Origin of the sequence: Bradyrhizobium sp. YR681 (assembly GCF_000282615.1) — a bacterium.
Taxonomy (GTDB): Bacteria; Pseudomonadota; Alphaproteobacteria; order Rhizobiales; family Xanthobacteraceae; genus Bradyrhizobium.
The window spans coordinates 1-24,826 of sequence record NZ_AKIY01000283.1 but is presented as its reverse complement, the minus strand read 5'-3'; the positions used below and the strand labels follow the sequence as shown (position 1 = coordinate 24,826).

The following is a 24,826-nucleotide window of genomic DNA, read 5'->3' as shown; positions in this document are numbered from 1 at the left end:
TCGCGCCGGGCGATGAGAGCTATGGAGACACGATGGCTGACAAACACGAACAGAGCATGGTCGGCACGTGGACGAAAACCACGGCGGCTGCGTGTGCGGACAAATATCCCGCCACTCTCACATTCCAGGCCGGCACCTACCGCGGCATGCGCGGCGAAGGGCAGGGCATGGTGTGGTGGGATGCGGGAATCTACCGTCTCGAGGATTCCAACACACTCGTCGTCGGGACGGCGACTGATGAACTAGTGACCTATCGCATCTCATTGCAGCCCGATCGATTTGAGTTCACCGATTCAGACGACTGTCTTGTGACTTATCGGCGCGCGTAGGATTTCGCACGCCCCAGCTGGTTCAGATAACGCGGGTTTACCCGCGAACGCGCACTCACGTCGATCGCCTGCGTTTTCAACGAGGAGAAGACGACATGTGCAATTGCTCAGAGCATGAAACCAGTGGCAGCCTTGCGAAGATGACCGGCGCATCGGTCGAGTCGGCGATGAAGCCGCTCGTGCCGCTGTCGCGCCAGATCAGCATCGGCGACGACGAGACCGGCGACCAGCCGGGCGCAACCGATCTGCAGCCCTTTCCCCCGTTCAAGCTGTGCAAGCTCGACTTCCGCGAAGGCTGCTACCAGATCAACTTCAGGCCGACGGCGAGTCTGGTGTCGTTCGAAGGCACGCTGCGCGTCGATCGCTCGGCGCCCGACGGCGGCGCGGACCATCTGATCGTCAGCGGCGATCTCTACTCGAAGCGGCCGGTGATCGGTCCGATCCCCCATCCGTTGCCGCCGGTGGGGAACAAGGACGAAGATGAAGCAGCCGAGGACGCAGGCCTGACGAGCCTTGCCGGTTCGCTCAGCGCGGTCGATGAGCCGGCCATTCCGTTCCCGATCCGCAGGCCGGTGATCCCCATCTTTCCCCGCGCGCGCTATCACTCCTATCTCAGGGTGACCAGCGTGTCCGCGCCGGTTGCGGTGCCGTTCCCAAGGAAGTGCGAGCTGACGATCACCGCCGAGCAGTTCAATTACACGCAGCCGCCGGCCGGCCAGTTCAAGGGCACGTTCCCGGCTACGCCGTCGCGCACCGTGACAATGAAGCTTTCGAAGGTGGCCGCGCCGTTTCCGTTCTCCTTGACCGGCGGGCCGTTCTACGAAGGCCGGCTGTTCGAAGGCGGCGTGGACAAGGGCAGCGTCACGCTGGCCTGGGTGTCGAAGTTCTTCCGTCGTGCGACGCTGGAGATCGATACGCTGGTCGGAGCCGTGCGGCCCGCGCCGGTGCCCGATGGTTCCGGCGGCACCGAGTTCTTCGACACGGTCTTTGCCAAGACCGGCTGGCAGCTCTCGGTGGTGCAGGACCAGCTCAACATCCCGGTGCCCGCAGGCGTGGTGGCGACCAATTGCTGGAGCTCGGCGGATCTGCACGCGCTGATGACCAATGTGCGCAATCCCGCGACCAATCTGGACACCGAATGGCGCGTGCACATGATCGTGGTGCCTGCAAAACTCGGCTGCTCGCGCGGCATCATGTACGACCAGATCGGCGTGCCCCGCGAGGGCTGCGCCAGTTTCTCCGATGACGGCTATCCCGTCTCGGACTCCTCGAACTTCGGCCTCGCCGCCAACAAGAAGCAGCGCGACGTGCCGCGTGCGTTCCTGCGCAGCGCGACCCACGAGCTGACGCACACGCTGAACCAGATCCATCAGGAGCAGGAGACGGCGGCCGACAACTCGATCATGACCACGACGCCGAGCGTCGCGGACGTGCTCGGCGGTCCCGCCACCGGCGCACCCGGCGTGTTCCCGGACCAGATCCAGCTCGCGCACAACACCAACGTCCGTCATCATCTCAACCACATGCCGGATCCCGTCATTCGTCCGGGTGGATGGCCGTTCGCCAGCTGGTTCCCGACCGGCGCGCCGCAAGCTGCCGACCGGCACGATTTCGATCCGTCCGAGCTGGCGCTGTCGGTGACGGCCACGACCGACCGCGTCGCGCTCGGCCAGCCGCTGGATCTGACCTGGACGATGACGAACACCAGCGGCGTGTCGCTGCGTGCGCCGAACGACGTCAGCACCGAGGCCCTGTTCGCATCGATCACCGTCACCGATGCGGAAGGGCGCGAGCGACCGGTCAGGCCCTTCGTGATCCTGTGCGAGCACGCGAAGGTGGCTGAGCTCGCGCCAGGCCAGAGCGTCACGGCCTCGGCGAAAGTGTTCTGGAGCACGGCGGGCTTCGCCTTCGAGCGGCCGGGCCGGTATCGCGTCGACGTCGCGGTGTCGTGGTCGGCGCAGGGCGTGATGGTGGGCGTGCAGTCGGGCATCGAATTGTTCGTCGACTATCCGACCAGCAATGCCGACAATCATTCGGCCAATCTCGTGCTGCATCCCGAGGTCGGCACATGGGTGGCGCTCGGCGGCGAGGCCTATCACCTCGGCGAAGCCTGCCGCCGCTTGCAGGCGCTCAGCGAGACCGCGTCGCCCGCTGCGCTCGCCGCCGCCGGCGACGGTGCGCCCGCACCAAGCGTGCTCGACGGCTTTGCGGACCTGATGCCTGATCGCGCCAAGCTGGCCAGATTGCGTCCCCAACTGACCGCCGACACCGGCGGCCGCGCAGGACGCGGACCCGCGCGCGCAGCAGCGCCGGGGCGCAAGCGTGCGGCGAAGGCAAAGAAGCGTACGGGGCGAAACAAGTAGCCGGTTTCGTCGAAGAGCGACGCCCCCACGGACGGCCGCATCTACGACGACGTCGTCGCAGGTGTGGCCGTCAACTCCAGCGCGCAGGTGCCCAGCACAAACGCTGGATGTCCGCCATTTCATCTGATGTTACGACATCGGCCCCGCCTGTCCGGAGCCAGTGTTCATGTCCAACGCCGCCGCCAACCCGCCCGCATCCGCCACTGAAACCGATCCCGAGACCCTCGGCTGGATGCGCGGCTTCCCGCCATCGCCCGACCGCACCATCACCTTCCAGAACGGCTCCTTCCGCAGCTTCCCCGAACTGCGCTGGGCCTGGAGCAACGTCCGCCAGCTGGTGCCGACCGTGAATGTCTGGCGCGGCGCAGGGCCGGCATCGGTGCTGCCGCGCGAGGATCGTGACCTCGGCGGCGCAGTCTCCACCGCCATGGACGGCCGGCCCATGACCTTCGCAAAAATGCTGGAGGAGACCTACACCGACGGCATCGCGGTGCTGCACCGGGGCAAGCTCATCTACGAGCGCTACTTCGGCGCGCTGAAGCCGCACAAGCCGCATATCGCAATGTCGGTGACGAAGTCGTTCACCGGCGTGCTCGCGGGCATTCTGGTCGCCGAGGGCAGGATCGATCCGCAGGCGCCCGTCACGGACTACGTGCCGGAGCTGAAGGCGAGCGCGTTTGGCGATGCGCGCGTGCACGAGGTCATGGATATGACCACCGGGCTCGAATACACCGAGGTCTACACCGACAAGAACTCGCATGTCTGGGGCCTGCGGCGCGCCAACGGCATGGCGCCGATCCCGCCCGATTATGACGGTGCGACCACGATCTTCGATTTCCTGATTGCACAGACGAAGCAGGGCGAGCACGGCAAGGCCTTTGCCTACAAGACCGTCAACACCGACGTGCTCGCCTGGATCGTCAGGCGCGCCAGCGGCATGACGCTGTCCGATCTTCTCTCCGAGCGAATCTGGCAGCCGATGGGGGCGGAGGAGGACGCGCATTATCATGTCGACCGCATCGGCACCGAAAGCGGAGGAGGTGGTCTCTCCACCACGCTTCGCGATCTCGCCCGCTTCGGCGAGACCATGCGCAATCACGGCCGCTTCAATGGCCGCCAGATCGTGCCGTCACAGGTGGTCGAGGACATCGCGCGCGGTGGCGATCCCGAAAAATTCAAGCCGGCCGGCTACACCACCTTGCCCGGCGCTTCCTATCGCAATCAATGGTGGGTGACGCACAACGCCCACGGCGCCTACATGGCGCGCGGCGTGTACGGTCAGGGCATCTATGTCGATCCCAGGGCCGAGATGGTGATCGCGCGCTACGCTTCGCACCCCGTCGCGGGCAACGCCGCCAACGATCCCGTGACGCTGCCGGCCTATATGGCGCTGGCCAAGCAGCTGATGGCGGGCGGGTAGGGGCGCGACTTGGCCTCTTCGTAGCCCGGATGGAGCGATAGCGTAATCCGGGACAGACCAACCGCTTCGCGCGACTGCCTGCGCGGGACGAACCCCGGATTGCGCTGCGCTCCATCCGGGCTACGGGTGCTGCCGAACCGCAAGATCGGTCGAGCGCATCATGGCCGTCCGCCGCTAACTGAAGCCGCCACGGAGGAGGGACGATGACGGCGGCGCTGCAAAACTATCAGGACCGGATGCGACGGGTGCTGGACCATATCGACCGGCATCTCGACGCTGATCTGGACCTGGACAGCTTGAGCGGCGTTGCGGCCTTCTCGAAATTTCATTTCCACCGGCAATTCGCGGCGACCTTCGGGTTGTCAGTGCATCGCTATGTCCAGCTGGCCCGTCTGAAGCGCGCTTCGCACCGGCTGGCCTACAGGGACGACGAAAGCGTCACTGACATCGCGATGGATGCCGGCTACGACGCACCGGATGCCTTCGCCCGCGCCTTTCGGCAACGGTTCGGGCAATCGCCGTCGTCGTTCCGGAAATCGCCGGATTGGGAGCCGTGGCTTGCGGCCTTCGGGCCTTTCGATATCGCGAGGAGCAAGCTCATGCAGACGACCTACACGACCAGCGACGTGACGATCCGTGACGTGCCCACGACGAAGGTCGCGATCATGGAACATCGCGGCGACCCGGCGACGCTCGGCGACACCATCCGTCGCTTCATCGCCTGGCGCAGGGCAGCGGGCCTGCACCCCAGCGCGAGCCCGACCTTCACTGTCTGGCGCTCCGAGCGGCGGCCCGCATCGCCTGGCGATTACAGCACGGACCTTTGTGTGGGGACCGACCGGCCGATCGCGGCGAACGGCGACGAGATCAAGGCCGGCGAGATCCCGGGCGGACGCTGTGCCGTGCTGCGCGTCGTCGGCCACACCGACAATCTGGAGCCGGCAGCACTGTATCTTTATCGCGACTGGCTTCCGGCCAGCGGCGAGGAAGCCCGCGACTTCCCGATCTATTGCCAGCGGCTGAGCCTGTTTCCGGAGGTGCCGGAGCACGAGGCGGTCGCGGACGTTTTCCTGCCGCTGAAATAGCCGCGGCGCGTCGGGCGGATGGCACCCTGAAGGCGGATCAAGTTTCGCTCAACCGCCCTCCCGGACCGCGCTCAATCGCGTGCTTCCTGCCAATGCGGATAGGTCACGTAGGCGGTGACGGCGCCTTGCTCGTGCGAGCGGATGGTGACCGTCTCGCCCTTCGGCATGTAGACGATCTCGCCGGGACCTGCGGTGACGGTGTTTCCGTCACTCGTTACCGAGAGCTTGCCTTCCAAGACGAGCATGACGTCGTCGACCGAGACCCTTTCGTCGAGAGTCTGATTTGGTCCATAGCGGCCGAAGCCGATGGTGATCGGTCCGCCGTGACGCTGGTCGATCACGTTCCCGGCAAAAATGTCGCCGTCCTGTCCCGGCGAGCGGTCGAACGAAGCATCGTCGATGGTGAATTTGCGAACTTTCATGGATTCTTCCGTCTTGGGCCAAAACTTGGCGGCGTCGACGATAGACTCTTGAGCAGATGTTTTGTTCACTCGGCTCGCAAGGCAGTTTGACGCAGGACGGTTGGAGCCGCTCAGCCGTGCTTCGGCCCGCGCATGCCGCTAAAAAACTCCACAAGGCTGAACGGCGCGCGTTCGCCGAGGCATAGCTCCAGGATCTCATGCGCGCCCACCGCGGCTGCTCCGCTGCGGGAGAACATCGCGTTTTCGTAGGTTGCAAGGGCGGCTTCGATGTCGTCGGGGCGGGCGGCGATGGCTTTGCCGAGTTCGGCGCCGTCGAGCATGGCAAGGTTCGCGCCTTCGCCCGCGGGCGGCATCAGATGCGCGGCATCGCCGAGCAGGGTCACCCCCGCCACGCGATCCCAGCGATGGTCGTTCGGCAGCGTGTGCAGCATACGCAGCACCGGTGGCGTATCGGTGTCGGTGATCAGCGCGGTGAGCGCCGGCGCCCAGCCGTCGAACTCGGCTGCGATGCGCGAAGTCGTTGCCGGCACATCGCTGAAGTCGATCGCCGCGATCCATTCGGCCGAACGGTTCAGCGCGATATAGGCGTGGAGCACGCTGCCCGGCTCGCGATGCGCAAAAATGCCCTTGCCGGGCGCGAGCGCGAACATTGCGCCGCCGCCGACGGCTTCGGCCGCAGCCCGGTGCCGCGCGTCGGCGTCGCGCAGATAAGTCTCGATGAAGGACGTGCCGGTGTATTTTGGCATTTCGCCCGAGAGCAGCGGCCGAACCTTCGACCAGGCGCCATCGGCGCCGACGAGCAGTTCGGTGCTGACGCTCGATCCGTCCGCAAATGTCAGCTCGTGGCGCCCGTCGCCGCGCGCAACGACACTCACGAGCTTCTTTCCCCATCGGATCGTTTCGGCGGGCAGGGAGTCCAGCAGGATGCCCCGCAGGGCGCCCCGGTGCACCTCGGGCCTTCCGCCTGTGCCGTCGTCGGGCTCCTCGATCAACACCTCGCCGTGCTGGTCGAGCGTGCGCGAGGCTTGTCCGCCCGGATGGATGAGCGCGCTGAATTCATCGAACAGGCCTGCGTCCTTGAGAGCGAGCTGTCCGCTGTCGTCGTGAATGTCGAGCATCCCGCCTTGCGTCCGCGCCATCGCCGAAGCCTCGGCCTCGTAGACCGCGACGGGAATGTCGTGACGATGAAGCACGCGCGCGAGGGTGAGGCCGCCGAGGCCGGCACCGACAATCGTGACCGGTGGTGTCATCGGAGGTCCTTTACGAAGCTTTATGGAACGATGTTCCATTGTATTGGAGCAACGTTCCATTCATGTCAAGATGGCGTTCATGGCAAGGAAGACCAAGCGAGTCGAACGGCGCACCGACGCATTGTCCCGCGAGCGGATCATCGCGGCCGCGATCGATATTCTCGACGCCGGCGGCGAGGGCGCGCTGACTGTCCGCGCGCTCGCGGCAAGACTGGCAACGGGGAGTGGGGCGATCTACTGGCACGTCGCTGACAAGAGCGAGCTGTTGGCTGCGGCCGCCGATGAGGTCATCGCCCGTGTCATCACTGCCGTGGCCGGCGGCACGGGGCCGCGAGAGGCGATCCGCGCGATTGCGCTCGGCATTTTCGACGCCATCGACGCGCATCCCTGGGTCGGTTCCCAGCTCTTTCGCGAGCCGTGGCGGCCCGCGACGCTGGAGATCATCGAGAGCGTCAGCGGGCAACTCAGCGCGCTCGGCGGACCCGACGCGGCGCAGTTCAACTCCGTGACCGCGCTCTTGCACTACATCCTCGGGGTTGCCGGACAGAACGCCGCAAACGCGCGGCTCGTCGCCCCCGGTACGGATCGATCGGCCTTCCTCGCCTCCGTCGCGGCGCGGTGGAGAGCGCAAGACCCCGCAAAATATCCGTTCGTGCGACAGATGGCGGCGCAGCTGCGCGACCACGACGACCGCGAGCAATTCCTCGCCGGTGTCGATCTCATCCTGGCCGGGATCGAGGCCGTTCGTTAGCTGGAACCCGGCGGAATCCGGTTCGTCCTAATATAATTATTGACTTATATAAGCGGTGATCGATATTTATCTTCCAGGGAAGCGAACAGGAGGACCGCAATGGAGATCGACGCCGCCAGGCTATTGGGGCTTGTCACCCGCTCAGTGACGAATTTCGAGAAGGACGGAAAGCCGGCGAGCACGGTGACCCTGACGCGGCTCTACGAGACGAGCGTCGACGATCTCTGGGACGCGATCACCAGCAAGCAACGCATTCCGCGCTGGTTCCTGCCGGTCGAGGGCGACCTCGAGCTCGGCGGACGGTACCAGCTGAAGGGAAATGCGGGCGGCTCCATCACAGCGTGCACGCCGCCGACTCATTTCGCCGCGACGTGGGAATTCTCAGGCTCGGTGAGCTGGATCGACGTCAAGCTCGCGGCAGAACGGGATCAGGCGCGTTTGACGCTGGAGCACACCGCGATCATCGAGGACCATTGGAATCAGTTCGGTCCCGGTGCTGTGGGTATCGGTTGGGACCTCGCCATTGCTGGCCTTGAGCGATATGTTGCGACCGGCGCATCGGTCGACCACGAGACGGCCGAGGCGTGGATGGGCTCTCCTGCGGGCAAGGATTTCATGACGACGAGCGGCGAGTATTGGCGTGCAGCGCATGTCGCAAGCGGGGTCGATCCCGACACGGCGAAGCAGCGCTCGGACCGCACCATCGCCTTCTATCGCGGCGAGACGCCACCTGACGTCGCGCATCCCGGTACGGGAAGCTGATGCAGATCTTCGAGGTCCTCGCCGATCCCGTGCGCCGTCGCATCCTCGAGTTGCTCGCGCCCGGGGAGATGGCGTCCGGCGAGGTCGTCGAGGCGATCGGAGCGGAGTTCGGGATCACGCAGGCAGCCGTGTCGCAGCACCTCAAGGTGCTGCGCGAGAGCGGCTTTGCGACGGTTCGGGCGGAGGCGCAGAGACGACTCTACTCGGTCGACGTTGCAGGCCTTCGTTCGGTGGATGCGTGGATCGGTCAGTTCCGCAATTTCTGGGAGCCGAAGCTGGACGCACTGGCAACCGAGATCGCACGCGGCAAGCGGGAGCGTCGCAAGGCGCCGATCACCAAGCGGAGCGGGAAGAGGGCCTGAGCGCATCGCGAACTTCGTGGCGCGGAAGCGAGCTCACGCCGGCTGCGGAGCCGGTTCGCAATACTCGATCAGCAGTTCGGTGAGCACGCGTATCTTCCGTGCGGGATGCTGACCCGGCGGGCGGATCACATAGGCCCCCGCCGGCGGCGGGGGATAATTCGTCATGACCGGCACAAGCGCTCCGGAGGCGATATATTCATGAGTGAGGCGGTCGGGGAGATACGCAATCCCCAGTCCTGCTGTCGCTGCGGCGATCAGGGCCGTGCCGTTGTCGGCCTTGAAGCGCCCCTGCGGATGAACTGTGATGATCTTGTCGCCGTCCGTGAGCTGCCAGGCTTCAGTGCCTTGCATGAGGGCCTCATGGGCCACGAGTTCCTCCGGCGTCTTGGGCGACCCGCGCGCCTTGATGTAGTCGGGGCTTGCGACAAGCTTCCCGTGGATCGGTCCGATGCGTCTTGCGATCAAGTTGGAGTCCTGGAGATAGCCGATCCGTATCGCACAATCATAACCGTCCGTGATGAGATCGACGAAGCGGTCACTGTAGCAGGTGTGGATCTGGAGCTGGGGGTGGCGGCGGGCCATTTCCGCGAGAATGGGCGCGAAGTGAGTCGGGCCGAAAGAAAGCGGCACTGCAACCCGCAAGCGGCCGCGAAGGTCACCGGCGGGTAGGATCGCTTCCCTGGCCATGTCGATCTCGGCGCGAACTCTGGCTGCATAGTCTCGGAAAGTGACTCCGGCTTCCGTGAGAGCAGCCCCGCGGGTGCTTCGTGCAAGGAGCTGGACGCCAAGTTCCGCTTCAAGCCGGAACAGCCTGCGACTGACGATCGATTTGGACACGCCGAGCCGGAGCGCAGCGGACGAAATCCCGCCAGCGTCAGCAACTTCGACGAATGTCCGGATCTCTTCGATATCCAATTCAACGTTCCTCATTTCGCGACACAGCGTGCCACGAAGCGACGCTACCGCATCGCGTTTGGGAACGCCAATGTCCGTCCGAGGCAACGTCGTCGCAGGCGTATGTCTTCGAAAAACCAGTGCCGCTCACAACGGCAGCAAAGGATGTGACAATGACTTTTCGTAACGGCCTTGCTTCGCTTCTTCGTCCTGAAGATTCGGTACTCGTCCTGATTGACCACCAACCGTACCAGCTCGCGAACGTGAACAGCCACGAGCCGCAGATGGTGATCAACAACACGACGGGCCTGGCAAAGGCCGCCAAGGCCTTCGGCGTCCCCACGATCCTGACCACCGTGCTCGCTGAGCGGGGCGGTCTCCTCTTTCCGCAAATTACGGATGTGTTCCCTGGCCAGGAAGTGATCGACCGGACGCTCATCAACACCTGGCAGGATCGGAAGGTGGTGGACGCGGTCAGGGCAACGGGCCGCAAGCAACTGATCATCGCGGGCCTGTGGACCGAAATCTGCGTCGCGATGCCGACGATTCAGGCTCTCGGCGAAGGCTGGGATGTCACTGTCATCACCGATGCCTCGGGCGCCGTTTCGGTCGAGGCCCACGAGGTCGCAATCCAGCGCATGATCGCGGCCGGCGCAAACATGATGACCTGGCTGGCGCTGGCGGCCGAATGGCAGCGCGACTGGGCCAGGACCGAGCAGGCTGTCGCGCTGACCGAGGTGATCAAGCAGCATGCCGGCGGGAGCGGCATCGCGTACCTGTGGGAGCAGCAGCTGCTCAACACGCCTGTGCCCAGCAAAGCAGGATGATCTGAGCGGGGGGCGAGGCGTCAAGTGGCGCCAGCGGCTATGCGAAAGCGGAGGCCGTTGGCGCAATTTATCGTTTTTCCCGTCGCGCCGGTGGAGGGCGTATTGCGCTTCGCCAATCCGCCCTAGGTCCGCGACATCTTCTCATACTTCTTCACCAGCCGCTCCCGCTTCAGCCGCGACAGCCGCTGGATCCAGAACATGCCGTCGAGCTGGTCGATCTCGTGCTGGTGGCAGACGGCACGCAACGCTTCCGATTCTTCGCTCTGCATGTTGCCGTCGAGATCCCGATAGCTGATCCGCACGCGGGCGTGGCGCTGCACCTCGTCGTTGACCCCTGGCATGGAGACGCTGCCCTCGCGGTGCATGATCGTCTCGGGCGAGGCCCATTCGATCTCCGGATTGACGTAGGTCTGCGCGCCGTCCTTCGGGTCGAGCTCGAGCACGACGACGCGCAGGGGCACGCCGATATGCGGCGCGGTGATGCCGATGCCGGGCGCGGCGCGCATGGTGTCGAGCAAATCGGTTGCGAGCTCGCGAAGTGCGTCGTCGAAGACGGTGACGGGACGGGCGGGCATGGCGAGCCGGCGGTCGGGATAGCGGACGATCGGGCGAATGGTCATGCGCGGCTCCTACCACTCACGGATGGTTGAAGCACCCGTTATTGACGGCCTACCTACTAGAAGGTAACTCGACGTCCATGACCAATGTTTCCTCGACCGCCGACGACATCCTGGCCTGCGCGCGCAGTCTGATCATTGCGGGCGGCTACAACGGCTTCAGCTACGCGGATATCGCCGACGTCGTCGGCATCCGCAAGCCGAGCATCCACCACCATTTCGCCAGCAAGGTCGATCTGGTCCGCACCCTCGTGTCGCGTTACCGCGCGGAAGCCGAGGCGGGACTGGCGGCGCTTGAGCGCAATATCCCCGATCCGCGCGACCAGCTCAAAAGCTACGTCGGATATTGGGAGGCGTGTATTAGCGATGCGATGGCGCCGTTCTGCGTCTGTGCGCTGCTGGCCAGCGAGCTTCCGATCCTGCCGGAGGAGGTGGCGCTCGAGGTCCGCGCGCATTTCCGGTCGCTTGCTTCGTGGCTGAATTCGGTGATGGAGCGCGGCAAGCGGAAAGGGCGGCTCAAATTCTCCGGCACGGCCCGGGTCGAGGCTGAAGGTTTCATGGCGACGGTTCACGGTGCGATGCTGTCGGCGCGCGCCTATGGCGATCCCAAGATGTTCGCCGTGATCACGACCCCGCTGCTGGAGCGGCTGGCCGCCAAGCACTGAGCGACACCGGCGAGACGACAACGCCCGCAGGCGAGCGTGCGGGCGAGGGCAACCTGTAGCACGTAATCTACCAACTAGTAGGTAAGGAGAGAATGATGACCCATGATCGATTGAATCGCGTTGCTGCCGATCGCGAGCGATGGCTGAGGCAGTACTACTTCATCCGGGCGGCGTTCTCCGTCGCCTGGGTCGTTGCCGCCTTTGCCGTCGGGCCGTCGTCGGCCATCGCGGGCGCCTTGCTCGTCCTCTATCCCGCCTGGGATGCGGCTGCGAATGTCGTGGACGGCTTGCGCAGCGGCGGCTTGAACCAGAATCGCACGCAGGCACTCAACGCCCTCGTCAGCCTCGCGACCGCCGTCGCGGTCCTCATCGCCCTGCACGTGAGCATGAACCTTGTGCTCGCCGTGTTCGGGATCTGGGCGATCCTGTCCGGATTGCTTCAACTGGGCACGGCGATCCGGCGCTGGAAGAGTTTTGGCGCGCAATGGGCCATGGTGCTCAGCGGCGGCCAATCGGCCCTGGCCGGCGGCTTCTTCGTCTTTCAGGCGTCGACGCCCGCTGTACCGTCGATTGCGACCGTCACCGGTTATGCCGCCGTCGGCGCGGTCTACTTCCTGGTCTCGGCGATCTGGCTTGCCGTCAGCGAATGGCGTCAGCGCGCCGGGCGGGCCCAATTGGGCTGACGCGGGGCGTTTCCGCAAATCTTGTCGGAAGGACATCTCCGAATTTGCCCTGCATCGGCGCCTGGCCTAACAATGCGGCCAACAACAAGCATCCGGGAGGACCAACTTCATGCGCGGACTGGCGATCGCAGTGGCGGCAACCCTTGCAGCGGCAACGCCCGCCGCGGCCGACTATCTCGTCAAGGAAGTCGGCAGCTTCCACGTCGGCGGCCACACCGAAACCTTGAGCGGCCTGCCGTCGAAGGAGATCGTGTTCTCGCCCGGCGCCCCGCCGATCAAGGTCGATCCGAACGGCGAGTTCGAGGTCGAGCAGATGTACGTCCAGTTCGTCAAGCAGGCTCAGCCCAAGTCAAAGCTGCCGCTGCTGCTCTGGCATGGCGGCGGGCTCTCGGGCGTGACGTGGGAGACCAAGCCTGACGGCAAGCCGGGCTGGCAGCAGTTCTTCCTCAATGCCGGCTACGACGTCTACGTCTCCGATGCGGTCGAGCGCGGCCGCGCCTCATGGGCGCGCTATCCTGAAATCTTCAAGAGCGAGCCGTTCTTCCGGCCGAAGAAGGAGGCCTGGGAGCTGTTCCGGATCGGGCCTGCTTACGAGGTCGGCGGCAAGCGCGATGCGTTCGAGGGCGAGCAATTCCCGATCGAGGCGTTCGACCAGTTCGCCAAGCAGGGTATTCCGCGCTGGGCTACCAATGACGCTGCCACGCAAAAAGCCTATGACGCGCTGGTGCAGAAAGTGTGCCCCTGCATCATCCTGGTGCACAGCCAGGGCGGCAATTTCGGCTTCACTGCGGCGCTGAATGCGCCCGACAAGGTGAAGGCGCTGATCGCGATCGAGCCGTCGGGAGCGCCTGATGCCGCCAAGGCCGATGCCGCAAAGCTCAAGGGCGTGCCGCATCTGATCGTGTGGGGCGATTTCCTCGACAAGGTCCCGGTGTGGTCCAAGATCGTGGTCAATCCGACCAAATGGGGGCAGGCGGTTGCGGCCGCCGGCGGCAAGGTCGATACGTTCGAGCTGCCGAAGATGGGGATCAAGGGCAACACCCACATGATGATGATGGACCGCAACTCGGACGATGTCGCGAGGCTCGTCAACGACTGGATCGAGAAGCAGGGGCTGGCGAACTAGCGACATGGACAGGGACATCTACGACCCCGCCTTCGTGAAGGACGTGTTCGACCGTTGCTCGGATCGCTACATCACCTTCAGCCTGATCTGCTCGATGGGGTTCACCGAGCGCTGGCGCCGGCAATGCGTGGCGGCGATGCCGGCGCCAAAGCCGGGCGGGGCGCGCGGCTATGATCTGATGGCGGGGACCGGAGAAGCCTGGCCGCATCTGCTGAAGCGTTTTGGCGATATCGACGCGATCACGGCGGTCGATATTTCCTCCGGCATGCATCGTCGTGCCATGGAACGGCTTCACGCGCATCGCGCCCATCGAATCGCGTTCATCGAGGACAACGTGCTGGCGAGCGATCTGCCGCCGGAGAGCGCGGATTTCGTGATCTCGACCTTCGGCCTGAAGACCTTCAAGCCCGAGCAGCATGCCCAGCTCGCCGCGCTGATCGCGCGCGTGCTGAAGCCCGGCGGTGTGTTCTCGATGATCGAGGCGTCCGATCCGAAGGGCTGGTGGTTGCGGCCGCTGTACCTGTTCCATCTCAAGGTGATGCTGCCGCTGGTCGAGCGGATCTTTCTGCGCGGCGCGCAGGACTTCGCGATGATCGGCACCTACAGCACGAATTTTGGCAGTACCGCCGGGATTGCGGCCATGCTCCGCAGCCGTGGACTGGAGGTGGAGCAGTCAAAATACTTCTTCGGCTGCGCCACCGGGGTTGCGGGCCGGAAGCCGCCTGAGTGAAACTTCGAAAAAATCGTCCATGCCAGCCATGGACCTGTCGGCCCGCGCTGTTCCCATTCGTCTTCCACCCAGACAGACCTGACGGGAGACCACAATGAAAGCTTCCCCCTATCGCTGGGTGATCGTCGCCGCCGGCGGCCTGCTTGGGTGCGTCGCGATCGGCGGCATGTTTTCGCTGCCGGTGTTCCTGCAGCCGATCACGAAAGACACCGGCTGGTCGGTGACCGGCATCTCCAGCGCGATGACGATCGGCTTTCTGGCGATGGCCGTCACCAGCATGGCCTGGGGTACGCTGAGCGACAGGTTCGGGCCGCGGCCGGTGGTGCTGACGGGCTCGATCGTGCTGGCGCTCAGCCTGTTCGCGGCGAGCCATGCGACCTCGCTGATCGTATTCCAGTTCGTGTTCGGCCTGCTCACCGGCGCCTCCTGCGCCGCGATCTTCGCGCCGATGATGGCGACGGTGACCGGCTGGTTCGACACCCATCGCAGCCTTGCCGTGTCACTGGTCTCAGCCGGCATGGGCATGGCGCCGATGACGATGGCGCCGCTTGCAGCCTGGCTCGTCTCCGGCCATGACTGGCGCACCTCGATGCAGATCATCGCGCTCGTGGTCGGCGCCATCATGATTCCGGTCTCGTTCCTGGTGCGCCGTCCGCCCGCGCTCACAAACGCGGCGACGGCGCCCGTGGGCGAGGGGGCCGCGCAGAGCGAGATGTCGATGGGCGAGGCGCTGCGCTCGCCGCAATTCCTCATCCTGCTCGCCACGAATTTCTTCTGCTGCGCCACCCATTCCGGCCCGATCATCCACACCGTCAGCTATGCCGTGAGCTGCGGCATTCCGCTGGTCGCGGCGGTAACGATCTACAGCATCGAGGGGTTTGCCGGCCTCGGCGGACGCATCGCCTTCGGCCTGATGGGCGACCGTTTCGGTGCCAAGCGCGTGCTGGTCTCGGGCCTGCTGCTCCAGGCGTTCGGCGCGCTCGCCTATGTCTTCGCGCATCAGCTTGCGACCTTCTATGCGGTCGGCGCCGTATTCGGCTTCATCTATGCCGGCACCATGCCGCTCTATGCCGTGCTGATCCGCGAGAACTTTCCCCTGAAGATGATGGGCACGGTGATCGGCGGCACCGCAATGGCCGGCAGCCTCGGCATGGCCACGGGCCCACTGGCCGGCGGCCTGATCTACGACGCGTTCTCCAGCTACGCCTGGCTCTACATCGCCTCCTGGGCGATGGGCCTGGGTGCGTTCCTGATGGCGATGAGCTTCCGCCCCTTTGCCAAGCCGCAAGGGGAGGCGGCGCCCGTGGCGGCGTAAGCCGTCAGGTGCGCGCTTGCTGTCGCGTCCGTTGATAATGCCGGTGCGCCTTCGCGCGATTGCCGCAATCGCCCATCGCGCACCAGCGCCGGTTCTGTGCGCGGCTCTCGTCGACGAACAGCCAGCCGCAGCCGCGATCGTCCTGGCATTGCTTCACGCGCCGTGCCCGCGGCCCCGTCATCAGCGCCGCGGCCGATGTGATCACCGGTTTCAGCAAATCCTGCCCGTCTCCCGGGCTCTGTAGTTCCCATCGCAGGTCGCTCCTGTCCGAGGTGAGCGTCGCCGCCGGCATCGACTGCGTGAGCATCCGGTTGAAGGCCTTCAGCGCCGCGGCGGGAGGCGCATGCCGTTTGATCCGGGCGACAAGGATGTCGTAGATGGCTTCGCGCAGAACGATCGCCTCGCGATACACGGCCTCGCCAAGTCTCGCATCGTTTTGCCAGGCCGTGCGGATGCGTTTCAGATCGCGTGCGCCGCCAACTCCGTTTTCGCCGAGCCACACAAGCAGCGCGTCGGCGTCGGCAAGCCGTTCCTCGGATGGATCGCGCAGCCGCCATGCCGCCGTGTTGACGAGGCGGATCGCCAGCTCCTCGCCGTCGTCTTTATCCGGGGAACTGTCGATTTTTCGGGAACCCAAAGCGCACCGGTGCGATTGATCGATATAACCACATAACAGGTTATGAGATCAGCATGGCACTTTCAAGGGCGCATTTGGCGATCGTCGCGGCGTTTGCCGCCATCTACATCGTCTGGGGCTCGACCTATCTTGCACTCGCGCTGGCGCTGCAATCGATGCCGCCATTCACGCTGATGGCGGCGCGCTGCCTGACCGGCGGCGCGATTCTCTACGGGGCAGCGCGCCTCGGTGGTGCGTCTTCGCCGCCGCGAGCCATCGGCGTTGTCGCCGTGATTTGCGGCGTGCTCTTCTTCGTCGGATGCCACGGCGTGCTCGCCTTCGCGCAGCAGCGCGTGCATTCGGGGCTTGCAGCCGTGCTGCTCGCAACAATTCCGCTCTGGATCGTGCTGTTGCAGCTGATCTTTCCCGGCAGTGAGCGGCCGACATGGAAGACCATTGCGTTCCTCGTTCCCGGTATCGCGGGTGTCGCCCTGATCGCGTCTCACGAAGCGTCTGCCGGCAGCGGCGGCCTGCGCGCGAGCGACGTCTTTCTGCTGCTTGGTGCTGCGCTGTCCTGGGCCGCCGGCACCTTCATATCCGAGCGCCATTCCGGAACGTTCTCGCCTGTCGCGCTGTCCGGCCTGGAACTGCTTGCCGGCGGCGTGGTGCTGCTGGCTGTCGGCGCAGCCCGCGGTGAATTCAGCGGCCTGTCCTTGCGCGACGTTTCGGCCGTGTCGATCGCAGGCTGGGCCTACCTGACGCTGATGGGAACTGTCGTCGCGTTCGCAGCCTATGGCTGGCTGCTCAAGCAGGTGCCGGCGACGCTGGTCGCGACCTACACTTTCGTCAACCCGATCATCGCGGTGCTGCTTGGCTGGGCGTTTCTCGGCGAGACGCCGTCGGCATGGATGCTGGCCGGTGCGGCATTGGTCGTTGCCTCGGTCGCGGGCTTGCTTTTCGCCCGAAGCCGATCGCAGGCAGGGGCAAAGAAATCGTGGTCGGTCCAACTCGTCGCCCGCTAGAGCTGCGTCTCGATCGCGGCCTTGTCGACGATCGACCACACCTGCCGGATCCTTCCGTCGTGGAACTCGTAGAACACGTTCTCGCAGAACGACACGCGCTTTCCATTCACGGCGAGGCCCAGAAACGTTCCGATCGGTGAACAATCGAATTTCAGCCGGGCTGCGATCCGGGGCGGATCGGCAATCAGCAGCGCGATGTTGAACTGCAAATCCGGAATTTCGCGAAAATCCTGCTCCAGCATCGCGCGATAACCGGATAGCCCAAGCGCCCGCGCGTTGTGTGCGACGTCGTCATGCACGAACTCCGCGAGCGCCGGCCAATCCTGCCTGTTCAGGCAGGCGATGTAGGCGCGGTAGATGTCAGCGAGATCGTCTTTGGTCATACCGAAGCTCCCGGGGCCTCGACGACGAGGCTTCGATGATAACGTGGAAGCGGGCAGACGGGCTCAGCTCAAAGCTGCTTTTCGAAGAACAAATCCGGATAGGGATCGTCGTTGAAGCGGGGAATCTCGCGCCAGCCGGTGGTGCGGTAGAGCTGGCCGGCCTCGGGCAGCGCGCTGTTGGTGTCGAGCCGCAGCAGCGCGATGCCGAGCCGGCGCGCGGCGTCCTCGGTCGCATCCATCAGGCGCCGGCCAAGCCGCAGGCCGCGCGCGGCAGGCGCAACCCAGAGCCGCTTGATCTCGGCGTAGCCGTGATCGGTTCCCTTCAGGCCGACGCATCCGATCGGCAGCGTGTCCGACATCGCGACGATGAAGGTGCCGCGCGGGCGTCGCATGTCCTTGGCGTCAGGATCTCTCGACAGGGAAACGTCAAAACCCTGTTTGAAGCGGCGGCCGAGCTCGGCGTAGTACTCGCCGAGGCAGTAGCGCGCCTCATCACTCTGCGGGTCCATCTCTGTGAGCGCGACGCGCTCACGCGTCAGCGCGGAGGCGATCATGTCCATTGCCGCCAGCAGCGCATCGCGCTGCGAATGTTTGGCAAGAAAGCTCTCGGCCTGCGCGTTCGAGAGCGCTTCATAGGCCGCGAACTCGCGCCGGCCGGTACGCGTCAATTTTGCCACGCGGCGGCGCGCATCGTCTTCATGCGCATGGGTCTCGACCACGCCTTCGTCCTCGAGGCTGCGGAGCAGGCGGCTCATCAGGCCGGAATCGAGACCGAGATAGTCGCGGATGTCAGCGACATCCGTTCGCCCGTGCCCGATCGCATTGAGCACGCGCGCGGCGCCGAGCGGCCGCCCGCGCCCGAGGAACGAGGTGTCGAGCGCGCCGACGGCGGAGGTGACGGCACGGTTGAAGCGGCGGACGCGGGAGACGGGGTCGAGCATTACCTGACTTTAGTCAGAGATTTTCGTCAGGTCAATCCGGGCGGCCGGATTCACCTCACCAGCGTCAGCAGCGGCTTGCTCTTCTCCACGATATAGGTCGCAAGCTCGCTGGCGGTCTCAGTGCCGACGTTCTTCGCCGCGTGCACCGCGCCGGCCGGGATGAAGAGCACGTCGCCGGCCCTCAGCGTCACCGGCGGCTTGCCCTCGACGTCGTATTCGATCGCGCCCGTTAGCACGTAGATGATCTCTTCGCCCGGATGGGTGTGCCGGCCGAACGCCACGCCGGGGGCGAGGTCGACACGCACCTGCACGGCCTCGCGGCCGGGCGCGCTGAGATCGTGACGCTGGAGATCGGTACGCGTGACGCCGGCCGGCTGTGCCGCTGCCGGCAGGGTGACGAGATTTGTGGCGAGGATGGCGGCGCTCGCCAGCACGCGCACGGTTCGCAAGAATTGATGGCTCATGGTCGGCTCCTGTTTGCGAAAGGTCCGCCGCGCGGGGCCCGGCCGATACCGGCCGGCTCCCGCGTCGCGCTGCCTCAGACGAGGGTGGTGGTCACTTCGATATTGCCGTGCACTGCCTTGGAGTACGGGCAGATGCCGTGCGCCGCCTCGATCAGCTCCTGCGCGACCGCGCGGTCGATACCGGGGACGCTGACGTCGAGCCGGGCGCGCAGAAAGAAGGCGCCGCCGGCATTGTTCAGGTCGATCGCGGTGTCGACCGACGGTTCGCTCGGCAGCTTGACCTTGCGCTGGGCGGCGGCGAGTCCGAGTGCGCCGAGGTAGCAGGCCGACCAGGCGGCGGCGAACAGGTTTTCGGCGGCCGGGTGCGGCTGGGCCAGCTTGATGTCGAGGAAGCCGTCGCTGGACTGCGCGGCACCGTCGGGGCCGGAGGTGACGTGGGTCTTGCCCGTGAAGAGAAGCTTGGCAGCGGATGACATGGCGGTGTCCTTTCGGAATTGATTTATATCGTATCCGATCTAATCGGATGCGCTCGAAATAAACCCAGAGCACGGCCCGGTCAAGCTCTTCCGATTTAATCGGATGCGATTTATATCCGCGGGTAGATCACGAATTGCGGAGGTTCCATTGGCCCGATCCCCCAAAACTGCCCCCAAGGGGCGAAAACTCTCGAACTTCCTGTGCTTTGCCGTCTATTCGGCCAATCTCGCCTTCGGCCGGGCCTACAAGCCGCTGCTGGACAAGGTCGGGCTGACCTACACCCAGTACATCGCGATGGTGGCGCTGTCGGACGAGGACGAGGTGACCGTCAGCGCGCTCGGCGAAAAACTGTTCCTGGAATCCAACACGCTGACGCCGATCCTGAAGAAGCTGGAGCAGACGGGTTACATCAAGCGCTACCGCGATCCCGCCGACGAGCGGCAGGTGCGCCTGAGCCTGACGCCGGTCGGCCGCAAGCTGATCGAGCAGGATCTCAGCGTGTCCCTGGTCGAGGCGACCGGTCTCGGCGATGAGTTTCCGGTGGTGCAGCAGACCGTGAGCCGCCTGCGCGACAATCTGCTGCGCGCAACGAAAGCCGACGATTAGCGCATCGCCACATCATGGAGCGATGACAGGCTGGCATTGGGCCGGGAATTCGAGCAGAACGATCCGCCTGGAGCGCCTGTGGGCGAAGCTGAAAGACACTGCGGGAGAACATCGTGAGCAATGCGAATGAAGTGGCGGACCGGCTGGTCGCCGCCCGAAACAGCGGACGGCCGGTCTCGTGGCATGATGTTCTGCCTTCGGATCGTGCTGCCGCCTACGCGATCCAGGATGCGACGCTTGCCCGGATCGGCCCGGTCGGCGGCTGGAAGGTCGGGGCGTCGAACCCGGAAGCCGAGCCTGTCTGCGCGCCGCTGCCCGCCTCGGGTCTGCTTGCCTCCGGCGCGCGACTGGGAACGGGATTGCTGCGCGGTGTCGAGGCGGAGGTCGCGCTCCGGGTCGGGCGCCCGCTCACGGCTGACGATGCCGCATTGCCTGATGGCGAATTGGCCAAAGCCTTCGATGCCGCCTATCCCGTCATCGAGGTGGTCGAGACGCGCCTGGAGGATTGGACCAACAGCGCCGCCCTGGCGCAGCTTGCGGATTTGCAGAGCCACGGCGCGTTGCTGATGGGGCCGGCCTCGACAGTCAGCATCGCTGCCATCGATCTGAGGAGCGTCGAGGCGCACATCTCCATCGGCGACGATGTCAGCAAGCGAACCACAGGCGGCAATCCGGCCGGCGACATCTGGCGTATGCTGCGCTGGCTCATTCGCCATTGTGCCGACCGGGGTACGCCGCTCGCGCGGGGCCAGATCGTCACGACAGGCTCGTGCACCGGCATGATCTTCGCGCGCGAGGGGGCCAGCGTTCGTGCGCGTCTCGAAGGTTTCGGCGAGGTTGCCGTCGATTTCTGAAATCAGCGCCGATCTAGTTGCAGATTGCGCGTGGAATCATCCACGTCGCGAGGGTCTGCCAGGTCCCGCCCTCACGACGCTGATAGGCGACGAAATCGGCGCCTTCACCGTGCATCAGCTCGTAGCGATGGGTCTTGGTGGCTGCAGTGCTGGACTTGGTCATGGAACGCTCCATCTGACATGGGGTTTCCACTGAGCTAGTTGCGGTGCACCATCGCGCCAATGGGAGGATGAGGATCATCTCATCACGTTGTGGAGAGGGACGAGCCCGGCATCCGACCGCTCAGGGCGCTCGCCCTCAGTCGAGGCCCAGCGCCTTGCGCGATTTGCGCGTCAGCTTTGCAACGATCAGCGCATGGGCCTGCGCGAGATAGCCGGTGAGCTCCGCATCGGGCAGCGCGTTGTTGCTCACCAGCTGCACCCATTTCGCGCGCGCCAGATACGGCGCCGGCCGTGCGACGCCATGCTCGATCAGCATCGCATAGGCCATGTCCGAGACCTTGAACATGTAACCGCCGGAGCCTGCCGCAAAGCCGCCGCCGAGAGCGAACATCTTGCCGCCGACCTTGAACACGGAGGTGCCTTCCCACTGCACCACCTTGGTGGCGGCGGGCAGGCGCAGGCAGCGTGCTTCAAATGTCTTGGGTGTCATGCGATCGCACCAGAGACGTCAGGCCTGCCTTTATGGCAGCATGCGCGCTCCAACCAGGGATGAATTGCCATGTCGCGCGTTTCGATCAAGACCAGGGACGACTTGCCGGACGCACTGAAGCCGTTGTGGGACAAGATGACGACCTACGGCGCGTTCGAGAACCAAGCCGGTGTCATGGCGCACCGCCCGCCGATCTTCAAGCACATGTGGTCGCTGCTGGTCGATCTTGCCCAGGACGGCAATCTGTCGAAGCGTCATCTCGAGCTGGCGCTGGTCACGGTCTCCTTGCTCAACAAATGCGACTATTGCGTCTCGCATCACGCGCCGAAGCTGGCGGTGCAGGGCGTTTCGGAGCAGGGTGCCGCGCGCCTGATCGATTACAAGGACCATCCCGAGCTCGACGACCTCGACAAGCTCGTCGTCGAATATTCCATCGCGGTCACCAACAACTGGAACAAGACCCGCGACGAGATCTTTGCTCGCCTCCGCGCGCACTTCTCGGAAGCGCAGATCGTCGAGCTGACCTGGCGCATCGCACTGTGCGGCGCCTTCAATCGCTTCAACGACATCCTTCAGCTCGAGGTCGAGCAGGGCGTCCCCCACAGCGAAGCCGCCGAGTAACGGCGAGGCGCCCGCGCCGGTTCCGGCCGGGGACGGGCGTCCGGGCGCCCGATCACAGACTTGTGGGTTGCAGGAAAAGATATCGCAAACTATATCGTAAGATATGTTTTACAAAAGGACTTACGATATGAGACACGGACGAGACCACAAAGACTTCCATTTCGGGCACTTCGCCCACTTCGCCATGGGCCGGCACGGCGGCGGGCGGCCTCGCTTCGGCCGCGGCGGGCACGGCTTCTTCGGGCGCGGTGGCGACGACTTTCCGGGCGCGCGGCGGCTCTCGTCGCAGGACCTCCAGCTGGTGATCCTGGCGCTGCTCGCCGAGAATCCGGCGCATGGCTACGAGCTGATCAAGATCATCGAGGAGCGCTCCGATGGATTCTACACGCCGAGCCCGGGGGTGATCTATCCGGCGCTGACCTATCTCGAAGAGGTCGGCCACGCCCGTGTCGAGCAGGATGGCGGCCGAAAACTCTACAGCATCACGCCGCAGGGCGAGGCGCATCTGGCCGAGAACCGTGCGACCGCGGATGCGATCCTGCAGGCGCTGTCGCGGATCGGGCGCCGCATGGACGAGGTGCGCGAGGCCTTCGCCGGCGTCAGCGATCTCGACGGTGGCGCCTCGGACGAGCTGCACCGCGCCCGCCACAACCTCAAGCGCGCGCTGCGTGCCAAGCACGACAGCGATGCTGCGGAAGCCCGCCGCATCGCCGCGATCCTGGATCGCGCCGCCGCCGAAATCCTCGGCAAGTGACGGAACTGCAAGGGAAGCAACGCATGACCGATCGGCCCCACAGCCCGATTGCCGACCCGCGCGTCAACGCCGTGCTCGCGCGCCTGCAAGGCGCGCGGCAGCGCCCATCAGGCGGCGGTCCGCGCGGTGCGTTCAACAGCCGCGATCCGCACGCCTATGCCGAGCAGGGCTTTTCGATTCACCCCGAGCAGGGCGAATTGATCTACTTGCTGTGTCGCGGCCTGCGCGCCACGCGCGTGGCGGAGTTCGCGACCTCGGTTGGCATGTCCACGCTCTATTTCGCGGCGGCGCTGCGCGACAATGGCGGCGGCACCGTGATCGGCTCGGAGATCGTGCCGGCCAAGGTCGAAACCGCTAAACGCAATCTCGCCGACGCGGGCCTTGCCGACTACGCCGAGATCCGCGAAGGGGACGCGCGAAAAACCTTGCGCGATCTCGGCGGCCCCGTCGATTTCGTGCTGATCGACGGCTGGCCGGGCGAGGGAGGCCCGTCGCTCGCCCGCGAGGTGATCGAGATCGTCGCGCCGCAGCTTCTGATCGGCGGCTACGTCATGAACGACAATGCCGAGCCCGACTATCTCGACTTCATCCGCGATCCCAAAAACGGCTTCGTCTCGATGACGCTGCCGCTCAAGGGTGGCACTGAGCTCAGCCTGAAGCTGGCGTGACGGTGTCGCGGGCGCGATAGGCGTCGGGAACGACGAACACCTCGTCGGCGCGGCCATAACCGCCGTCGGGGACTTCCTCGATCAGCACCATCGCGTGCGGCCGCGCCGCTTCGCCGAAATAATGGACGAACAGCGCGGTGAGGTTATGTACGATCTCCGCCTTCTGCGCCCGCGTTAATGCAGCCTGCGGGATTTTGATGTTGGCGAACGGCATGATGGATGTCTCCGGTTGATGTGTCGTGTGTGCGTCAGACCACGCCGCCATTGGCGCGGATGATCTGGCCGTTGACCCAGCCGCTGTCGTGGCCGGCGAGGAAGGCGACAACGCCGGCGATGTCGTCGGGCTGGCCGAGGCGGCCGAACGGGTTCATCGCGGCAATGGCGCGCACCTGCTGCTCGCTCTTGCCTTCAAGGAACAGCCGGGTCTCGACCGGGCCGGGCGCCACCGCGTTGACGGTGATGCGCCGGCTGCCGAGCTCCTTGGCGAGGATGTGGGTCATGGCTTCGACCGCGGCCTTGGTCGCGGCGTAGACGCCATAGCCGGGCTGATAGAGGCCGATGACGCTGGACGAGAAGCTGACGATGCGGCCGCCATCGCGCAGCCGGCGCGCCGCCTCGCGCAGGGACCGGAACACGCTGTCGAGGTTGATCGAAGTCTGCCGCGCGAAGGCTTCGTCGGTCACCTCGGCAAGCGGCCCGAGCTCCATCACGCCGGCATTGTTGACGAGGATGTCGACGCCGCCGAAGGCGCGTTCGGCCGCGTCGAACAGCCGCGACGGGGTGGCCGGATCGGCCAGATCGGCCTGCACGGCGATGGCGCGCCCGCCGGCGGCTTCGATCCCGGCAACGAGCTCGTCGGCGGCCGTCTTGCCGCTCGCATAGTTGATCGCGACCGCGACGCCGTCCTGCGCCAGCCGGCGGGCGATCGCAGCGCCAATGCCGCGGGAGCCACCGGTCACGATGGCGGCGCGCTGGGATGGGTTGGTCATGGCGGGTCTCCTCGATGTATCGTCTGACCGAGAGATACCTGATCGCTGTGGCCGGATAATCTCCAGAAACTTGCCATCACTTGTCGGCTGTGGTGAACAATGGCCATGGACCGATTTGACGCCATGCGCCTGTTCGTCCGCCTCGTGGAACGGCAGAGTTTTACGGCGGGGGCAGCCG

General features: G+C 65.2%; 32 protein-coding genes. 19 read left to right on the top strand and 13 right to left on the bottom strand.

The annotated features are described in order from the left end of the window. Positions 1–32: 32 nt before the first annotated feature. The 4 genes from PMI42_RS30615 (at position 33) to PMI42_RS30600 (ending at position 5,197) form a co-directional block, all read left to right on the top strand. A complete protein-coding gene (locus tag PMI42_RS30615) occupies positions 33–329 on the top strand; it encodes a hypothetical protein (RefSeq protein WP_008141905.1) in 297 nt (98 codons plus the stop codon). Positions 330–424: 95 nt separating this feature from the next. After that, positions 425–2,692, top strand: coding sequence for a hypothetical protein (locus tag PMI42_RS30610; RefSeq protein ID WP_008141904.1), 2,268 nt, complete (start codon positions 425–427; stop codon positions 2,690–2,692). A 166-nt stretch (positions 2,693–2,858) separates the two neighbouring features. Beyond that, positions 2,859–4,112 (top strand): serine hydrolase domain-containing protein, encoded by a 1,254-nt coding sequence (locus PMI42_RS30605; RefSeq protein WP_008141902.1) that lies wholly within the window; start codon positions 2,859–2,861, stop codon positions 4,110–4,112. Between the two features lie 203 nt (positions 4,113–4,315). Continuing rightward, the gene (locus PMI42_RS30600) at positions 4,316–5,197 is read left to right on the top strand and encodes an AraC family transcriptional regulator (protein WP_008141900.1); all 882 of its coding nucleotides are present in this window, start codon (positions 4,316–4,318) and stop codon (positions 5,195–5,197) included. A 71-nt stretch (positions 5,198–5,268) separates the two neighbouring features. Here the strand turns inward: PMI42_RS30600 and PMI42_RS30595 are convergent, their stop codons facing one another. Next, entirely contained in the window at positions 5,269–5,619 is a 351-nt protein-coding gene (locus PMI42_RS30595; protein ID WP_008141898.1) for a EutQ-related cupin domain-containing protein, read from the bottom strand. Positions 5,620–5,729: 110 nt separating this feature from the next. Continuing rightward, complete coding sequence (locus PMI42_RS30590; RefSeq protein WP_008141896.1) at positions 5,730–6,869, bottom strand: FAD-dependent oxidoreductase; 1,140 nt, start codon at positions 6,867–6,869, stop codon at positions 5,730–5,732. On the opposite strand from PMI42_RS30590, the gene PMI42_RS30585 reads away from it, so the two are divergent. The 3 genes from PMI42_RS30585 to PMI42_RS30575 all read left to right on the top strand — a co-directional run bounded on the left by PMI42_RS30585 (position 6,853) and on the right by PMI42_RS30575 (position 8,744). Beyond that, on the top strand, positions 6,853–7,620 hold the full coding sequence (locus PMI42_RS30585; protein WP_240535301.1) for a TetR/AcrR family transcriptional regulator: 768 nt from the start codon (positions 6,853–6,855) through the stop codon (positions 7,618–7,620). The genes PMI42_RS30590 and PMI42_RS30585 overlap by 17 nt on opposite strands. 99 nt (positions 7,621–7,719) lie before the next feature. Then, positions 7,720–8,382: an SRPBCC family protein gene (locus tag PMI42_RS30580; RefSeq protein ID WP_008141890.1), complete on the top strand. Its 663-nt coding sequence runs from the start codon at positions 7,720–7,722 to the stop codon at positions 8,380–8,382. Then, on the top strand, positions 8,382–8,744 hold the full coding sequence (locus PMI42_RS30575) for an ArsR/SmtB family transcription factor (RefSeq protein WP_008141888.1): 363 nt from the start codon (positions 8,382–8,384) through the stop codon (positions 8,742–8,744). The genes PMI42_RS30580 and PMI42_RS30575 overlap by 1 nt, the downstream gene beginning before the upstream one ends. 33 nt (positions 8,745–8,777) lie before the next feature. Here PMI42_RS30575 and PMI42_RS30570 read toward each other — a convergent pair whose 3' ends face one another. Continuing rightward, on the bottom strand, positions 8,778–9,659 hold the full coding sequence (locus PMI42_RS30570; RefSeq protein ID WP_035967102.1) for a LysR family transcriptional regulator: 882 nt from the start codon (positions 9,657–9,659) through the stop codon (positions 8,778–8,780). A gap of 152 nt (positions 9,660–9,811) precedes the next feature. On the opposite strand from PMI42_RS30570, the gene PMI42_RS30565 reads away from it, so the two are divergent. Next, a complete protein-coding gene (locus tag PMI42_RS30565; RefSeq protein WP_008141886.1) occupies positions 9,812–10,465 on the top strand; it encodes a hydrolase in 654 nt (217 codons plus the stop codon). Between the two features lie 122 nt (positions 10,466–10,587). Here the strand turns inward: PMI42_RS30565 and PMI42_RS30560 are convergent, their stop codons facing one another. Next, positions 10,588–11,085 carry a peptide deformylase gene (locus PMI42_RS30560; RefSeq protein ID WP_008141885.1) on the bottom strand — a complete coding sequence of 166 codons (498 nt, stop codon included), beginning with the start codon at positions 11,083–11,085 and terminating at the stop codon, positions 10,588–10,590. 77 nt (positions 11,086–11,162) lie between these two features. On the opposite strand from PMI42_RS30560, the gene PMI42_RS30555 reads away from it, so the two are divergent. The 5 genes from PMI42_RS30555 (at position 11,163) to PMI42_RS30535 (ending at position 15,601) form a co-directional block, all read left to right on the top strand. Then, positions 11,163–11,747 (top strand): TetR/AcrR family transcriptional regulator, encoded by a 585-nt coding sequence (locus tag PMI42_RS30555; RefSeq protein ID WP_008141884.1) that lies wholly within the window; start codon positions 11,163–11,165, stop codon positions 11,745–11,747. A gap of 95 nt (positions 11,748–11,842) precedes the next feature. Next, positions 11,843–12,430: a DUF308 domain-containing protein gene (locus PMI42_RS30550; protein ID WP_008141883.1), complete on the top strand. Its 588-nt coding sequence runs from the start codon at positions 11,843–11,845 to the stop codon at positions 12,428–12,430. 109 nt (positions 12,431–12,539) lie between these two features. Next, complete coding sequence (locus PMI42_RS30545) at positions 12,540–13,556, top strand: alpha/beta hydrolase (RefSeq protein WP_008141882.1); 1,017 nt, start codon at positions 12,540–12,542, stop codon at positions 13,554–13,556. Between the two features lie 4 nt (positions 13,557–13,560). Further along, complete coding sequence (locus PMI42_RS30540) at positions 13,561–14,286, top strand: class I SAM-dependent methyltransferase (RefSeq protein ID WP_008141881.1); 726 nt, start codon at positions 13,561–13,563, stop codon at positions 14,284–14,286. Between the two features lie 94 nt (positions 14,287–14,380). Further along, the gene (locus PMI42_RS30535; protein WP_008141879.1) at positions 14,381–15,601 is read left to right on the top strand and encodes an MFS transporter; all 1,221 of its coding nucleotides are present in this window, start codon (positions 14,381–14,383) and stop codon (positions 15,599–15,601) included. 4 nt (positions 15,602–15,605) lie between these two features. Here PMI42_RS30535 and PMI42_RS37585 read toward each other — a convergent pair whose 3' ends face one another. After that, entirely contained in the window at positions 15,606–16,238 is a 633-nt protein-coding gene (locus PMI42_RS37585; protein ID WP_008141876.1) for a CGNR zinc finger domain-containing protein, read from the bottom strand. Between the two features lie 53 nt (positions 16,239–16,291). Here PMI42_RS37585 and PMI42_RS30525 point away from each other — a divergent pair, with 53 nt between their 5' ends. Next, a complete protein-coding gene (locus PMI42_RS30525; protein ID WP_008141874.1) occupies positions 16,292–17,239 on the top strand; it encodes an EamA family transporter in 948 nt (315 codons plus the stop codon). Here the strand turns inward: PMI42_RS30525 and PMI42_RS30520 are convergent. From PMI42_RS30520 to PMI42_RS30505, 4 genes are all read right to left on the bottom strand, one after another. After that, entirely contained in the window at positions 17,236–17,622 is a 387-nt protein-coding gene (locus tag PMI42_RS30520) for an ester cyclase (protein WP_008141872.1), read from the bottom strand. The genes PMI42_RS30525 and PMI42_RS30520 overlap by 4 nt on opposite strands. Before the next feature lie 68 nt (positions 17,623–17,690). After that, complete coding sequence (locus tag PMI42_RS30515; RefSeq protein WP_008141869.1) at positions 17,691–18,563, bottom strand: bifunctional helix-turn-helix transcriptional regulator/GNAT family N-acetyltransferase; 873 nt, start codon at positions 18,561–18,563, stop codon at positions 17,691–17,693. A 50-nt stretch (positions 18,564–18,613) separates the two neighbouring features. Next, positions 18,614–19,027, bottom strand: a complete 414-nt coding sequence (locus tag PMI42_RS30510; protein ID WP_008141867.1) for a cupin domain-containing protein — start codon at positions 19,025–19,027, stop codon at positions 18,614–18,616. A gap of 74 nt (positions 19,028–19,101) precedes the next feature. After that, positions 19,102–19,503: an Ohr family peroxiredoxin gene (locus PMI42_RS30505; RefSeq protein ID WP_008141864.1), complete on the bottom strand. Its 402-nt coding sequence runs from the start codon at positions 19,501–19,503 to the stop codon at positions 19,102–19,104. A gap of 103 nt (positions 19,504–19,606) precedes the next feature. Here PMI42_RS30505 and PMI42_RS30500 point away from each other — a divergent pair, with 103 nt between their 5' ends. Beyond that, on the top strand, positions 19,607–20,110 hold the full coding sequence (locus PMI42_RS30500) for a MarR family winged helix-turn-helix transcriptional regulator (RefSeq protein WP_502692750.1): 504 nt from the start codon (positions 19,607–19,609) through the stop codon (positions 20,108–20,110). A 113-nt stretch (positions 20,111–20,223) separates the two neighbouring features. Next, positions 20,224–20,964, top strand: coding sequence for a 2-keto-4-pentenoate hydratase (locus PMI42_RS30495; RefSeq protein ID WP_008141860.1), 741 nt, complete (start codon positions 20,224–20,226; stop codon positions 20,962–20,964). A gap of 13 nt (positions 20,965–20,977) precedes the next feature. Here PMI42_RS30495 and PMI42_RS39795 read toward each other — a convergent pair whose 3' ends face one another. Together PMI42_RS39795 and PMI42_RS30490 are read right to left on the bottom strand one after the other, a co-directional pair. Further along, positions 20,978–21,127, bottom strand: a complete 150-nt coding sequence (locus PMI42_RS39795; RefSeq protein WP_008141858.1) for a hypothetical protein — start codon at positions 21,125–21,127, stop codon at positions 20,978–20,980. Positions 21,128–21,262: 135 nt separating this feature from the next. Beyond that, positions 21,263–21,616, bottom strand: coding sequence for an MmcQ/YjbR family DNA-binding protein (locus PMI42_RS30490; RefSeq protein ID WP_008141857.1), 354 nt, complete (start codon positions 21,614–21,616; stop codon positions 21,263–21,265). A 69-nt stretch (positions 21,617–21,685) separates the two neighbouring features. Between PMI42_RS30490 and PMI42_RS30485 the strand changes: the two genes are divergently transcribed. The 3 genes from PMI42_RS30485 (at position 21,686) to PMI42_RS30475 (ending at position 23,659) form a co-directional block, all read left to right on the top strand. Further along, the gene (locus PMI42_RS30485) at positions 21,686–22,237 is read left to right on the top strand and encodes a carboxymuconolactone decarboxylase family protein (protein WP_008141853.1); all 552 of its coding nucleotides are present in this window, start codon (positions 21,686–21,688) and stop codon (positions 22,235–22,237) included. A 127-nt stretch (positions 22,238–22,364) separates the two neighbouring features. Then, positions 22,365–22,991: a PadR family transcriptional regulator gene (locus tag PMI42_RS30480; protein WP_008141851.1), complete on the top strand. Its 627-nt coding sequence runs from the start codon at positions 22,365–22,367 to the stop codon at positions 22,989–22,991. Between the two features lie 23 nt (positions 22,992–23,014). After that, a complete protein-coding gene (locus PMI42_RS30475) occupies positions 23,015–23,659 on the top strand; it encodes an O-methyltransferase (RefSeq protein WP_008141849.1) in 645 nt (214 codons plus the stop codon). Here PMI42_RS30475 and PMI42_RS30470 read toward each other — a convergent pair. Together PMI42_RS30470 and PMI42_RS30465 are read right to left on the bottom strand one after the other, a co-directional pair. Continuing rightward, the gene (locus PMI42_RS30470; RefSeq protein ID WP_008141847.1) at positions 23,640–23,873 is read right to left on the bottom strand and encodes a tautomerase family protein; all 234 of its coding nucleotides are present in this window, start codon (positions 23,871–23,873) and stop codon (positions 23,640–23,642) included. The two genes, PMI42_RS30475 and PMI42_RS30470, sit on opposite strands and share 20 nt — an antisense overlap. A gap of 34 nt (positions 23,874–23,907) precedes the next feature. After that, complete coding sequence (locus tag PMI42_RS30465; protein ID WP_008141845.1) at positions 23,908–24,648, bottom strand: SDR family oxidoreductase; 741 nt, start codon at positions 24,646–24,648, stop codon at positions 23,908–23,910. Positions 24,649–24,826: the final 178 nt, after the last annotated feature.

Coding starts and splice junctions, on each gene's coding strand:
- PMI42_RS30615 (WP_008141905.1), top strand. CDS start 33: ATGGCTGACAAACACGAACAGAGCATGGTCGGCACGTGGACGAAAACC.
- PMI42_RS30610 (WP_008141904.1), top strand. CDS start 425: ATGTGCAATTGCTCAGAGCATGAAACCAGTGGCAGCCTTGCGAAGATG.
- PMI42_RS30605 (WP_008141902.1), top strand. CDS start 2,859: ATGTCCAACGCCGCCGCCAACCCGCCCGCATCCGCCACTGAAACCGAT.
- PMI42_RS30600 (WP_008141900.1), top strand. CDS start 4,316: ATGACGGCGGCGCTGCAAAACTATCAGGACCGGATGCGACGGGTGCTG.
- PMI42_RS30595 (WP_008141898.1), bottom strand. CDS start 5,619: ATGAAAGTTCGCAAATTCACCATCGACGATGCTTCGTTCGACCGCTCG.
- PMI42_RS30590 (WP_008141896.1), bottom strand. CDS start 6,869: ATGACACCACCGGTCACGATTGTCGGTGCCGGCCTCGGCGGCCTCACC.
- PMI42_RS30580 (WP_008141890.1), top strand. CDS start 7,720: ATGGAGATCGACGCCGCCAGGCTATTGGGGCTTGTCACCCGCTCAGTG.
- PMI42_RS30575 (WP_008141888.1), top strand. CDS start 8,382: ATGCAGATCTTCGAGGTCCTCGCCGATCCCGTGCGCCGTCGCATCCTC.
- PMI42_RS30565 (WP_008141886.1), top strand. CDS start 9,812: ATGACTTTTCGTAACGGCCTTGCTTCGCTTCTTCGTCCTGAAGATTCG.
- PMI42_RS30560 (WP_008141885.1), bottom strand. CDS start 11,085: ATGACCATTCGCCCGATCGTCCGCTATCCCGACCGCCGGCTCGCCATG.
- PMI42_RS30555 (WP_008141884.1), top strand. CDS start 11,163: ATGACCAATGTTTCCTCGACCGCCGACGACATCCTGGCCTGCGCGCGC.
- PMI42_RS30550 (WP_008141883.1), top strand. CDS start 11,843: ATGACCCATGATCGATTGAATCGCGTTGCTGCCGATCGCGAGCGATGG.
- PMI42_RS30545 (WP_008141882.1), top strand. CDS start 12,540: ATGCGCGGACTGGCGATCGCAGTGGCGGCAACCCTTGCAGCGGCAACG.
- PMI42_RS30540 (WP_008141881.1), top strand. CDS start 13,561: ATGGACAGGGACATCTACGACCCCGCCTTCGTGAAGGACGTGTTCGAC.
- PMI42_RS30535 (WP_008141879.1), top strand. CDS start 14,381: ATGAAAGCTTCCCCCTATCGCTGGGTGATCGTCGCCGCCGGCGGCCTG.
- PMI42_RS30525 (WP_008141874.1), top strand. CDS start 16,292: ATGGCACTTTCAAGGGCGCATTTGGCGATCGTCGCGGCGTTTGCCGCC.
- PMI42_RS30520 (WP_008141872.1), bottom strand. CDS start 17,622: ATGACCAAAGACGATCTCGCTGACATCTACCGCGCCTACATCGCCTGC.
- PMI42_RS30515 (WP_008141869.1), bottom strand. CDS start 18,563: ATGCTCGACCCCGTCTCCCGCGTCCGCCGCTTCAACCGTGCCGTCACC.
- PMI42_RS30510 (WP_008141867.1), bottom strand. CDS start 19,027: ATGAGCCATCAATTCTTGCGAACCGTGCGCGTGCTGGCGAGCGCCGCC.
- PMI42_RS30505 (WP_008141864.1), bottom strand. CDS start 19,503: ATGTCATCCGCTGCCAAGCTTCTCTTCACGGGCAAGACCCACGTCACC.
- PMI42_RS30500 (WP_502692750.1), top strand. CDS start 19,607: ATGCGATTTATATCCGCGGGTAGATCACGAATTGCGGAGGTTCCATTG.
- PMI42_RS39795 (WP_008141858.1), bottom strand. CDS start 21,127: ATGACCAAGTCCAGCACTGCAGCCACCAAGACCCATCGCTACGAGCTG.
- PMI42_RS30490 (WP_008141857.1), bottom strand. CDS start 21,616: ATGACACCCAAGACATTTGAAGCACGCTGCCTGCGCCTGCCCGCCGCC.
- PMI42_RS30485 (WP_008141853.1), top strand. CDS start 21,686: ATGTCGCGCGTTTCGATCAAGACCAGGGACGACTTGCCGGACGCACTG.
- PMI42_RS30480 (WP_008141851.1), top strand. CDS start 22,365: ATGAGACACGGACGAGACCACAAAGACTTCCATTTCGGGCACTTCGCC.
- PMI42_RS30475 (WP_008141849.1), top strand. CDS start 23,015: ATGACCGATCGGCCCCACAGCCCGATTGCCGACCCGCGCGTCAACGCC.
- PMI42_RS30470 (WP_008141847.1), bottom strand. CDS start 23,873: ATGCCGTTCGCCAACATCAAAATCCCGCAGGCTGCATTAACGCGGGCG.
- PMI42_RS30465 (WP_008141845.1), bottom strand. CDS start 24,648: ATGACCAACCCATCCCAGCGCGCCGCCATCGTGACCGGTGGCTCCCGC.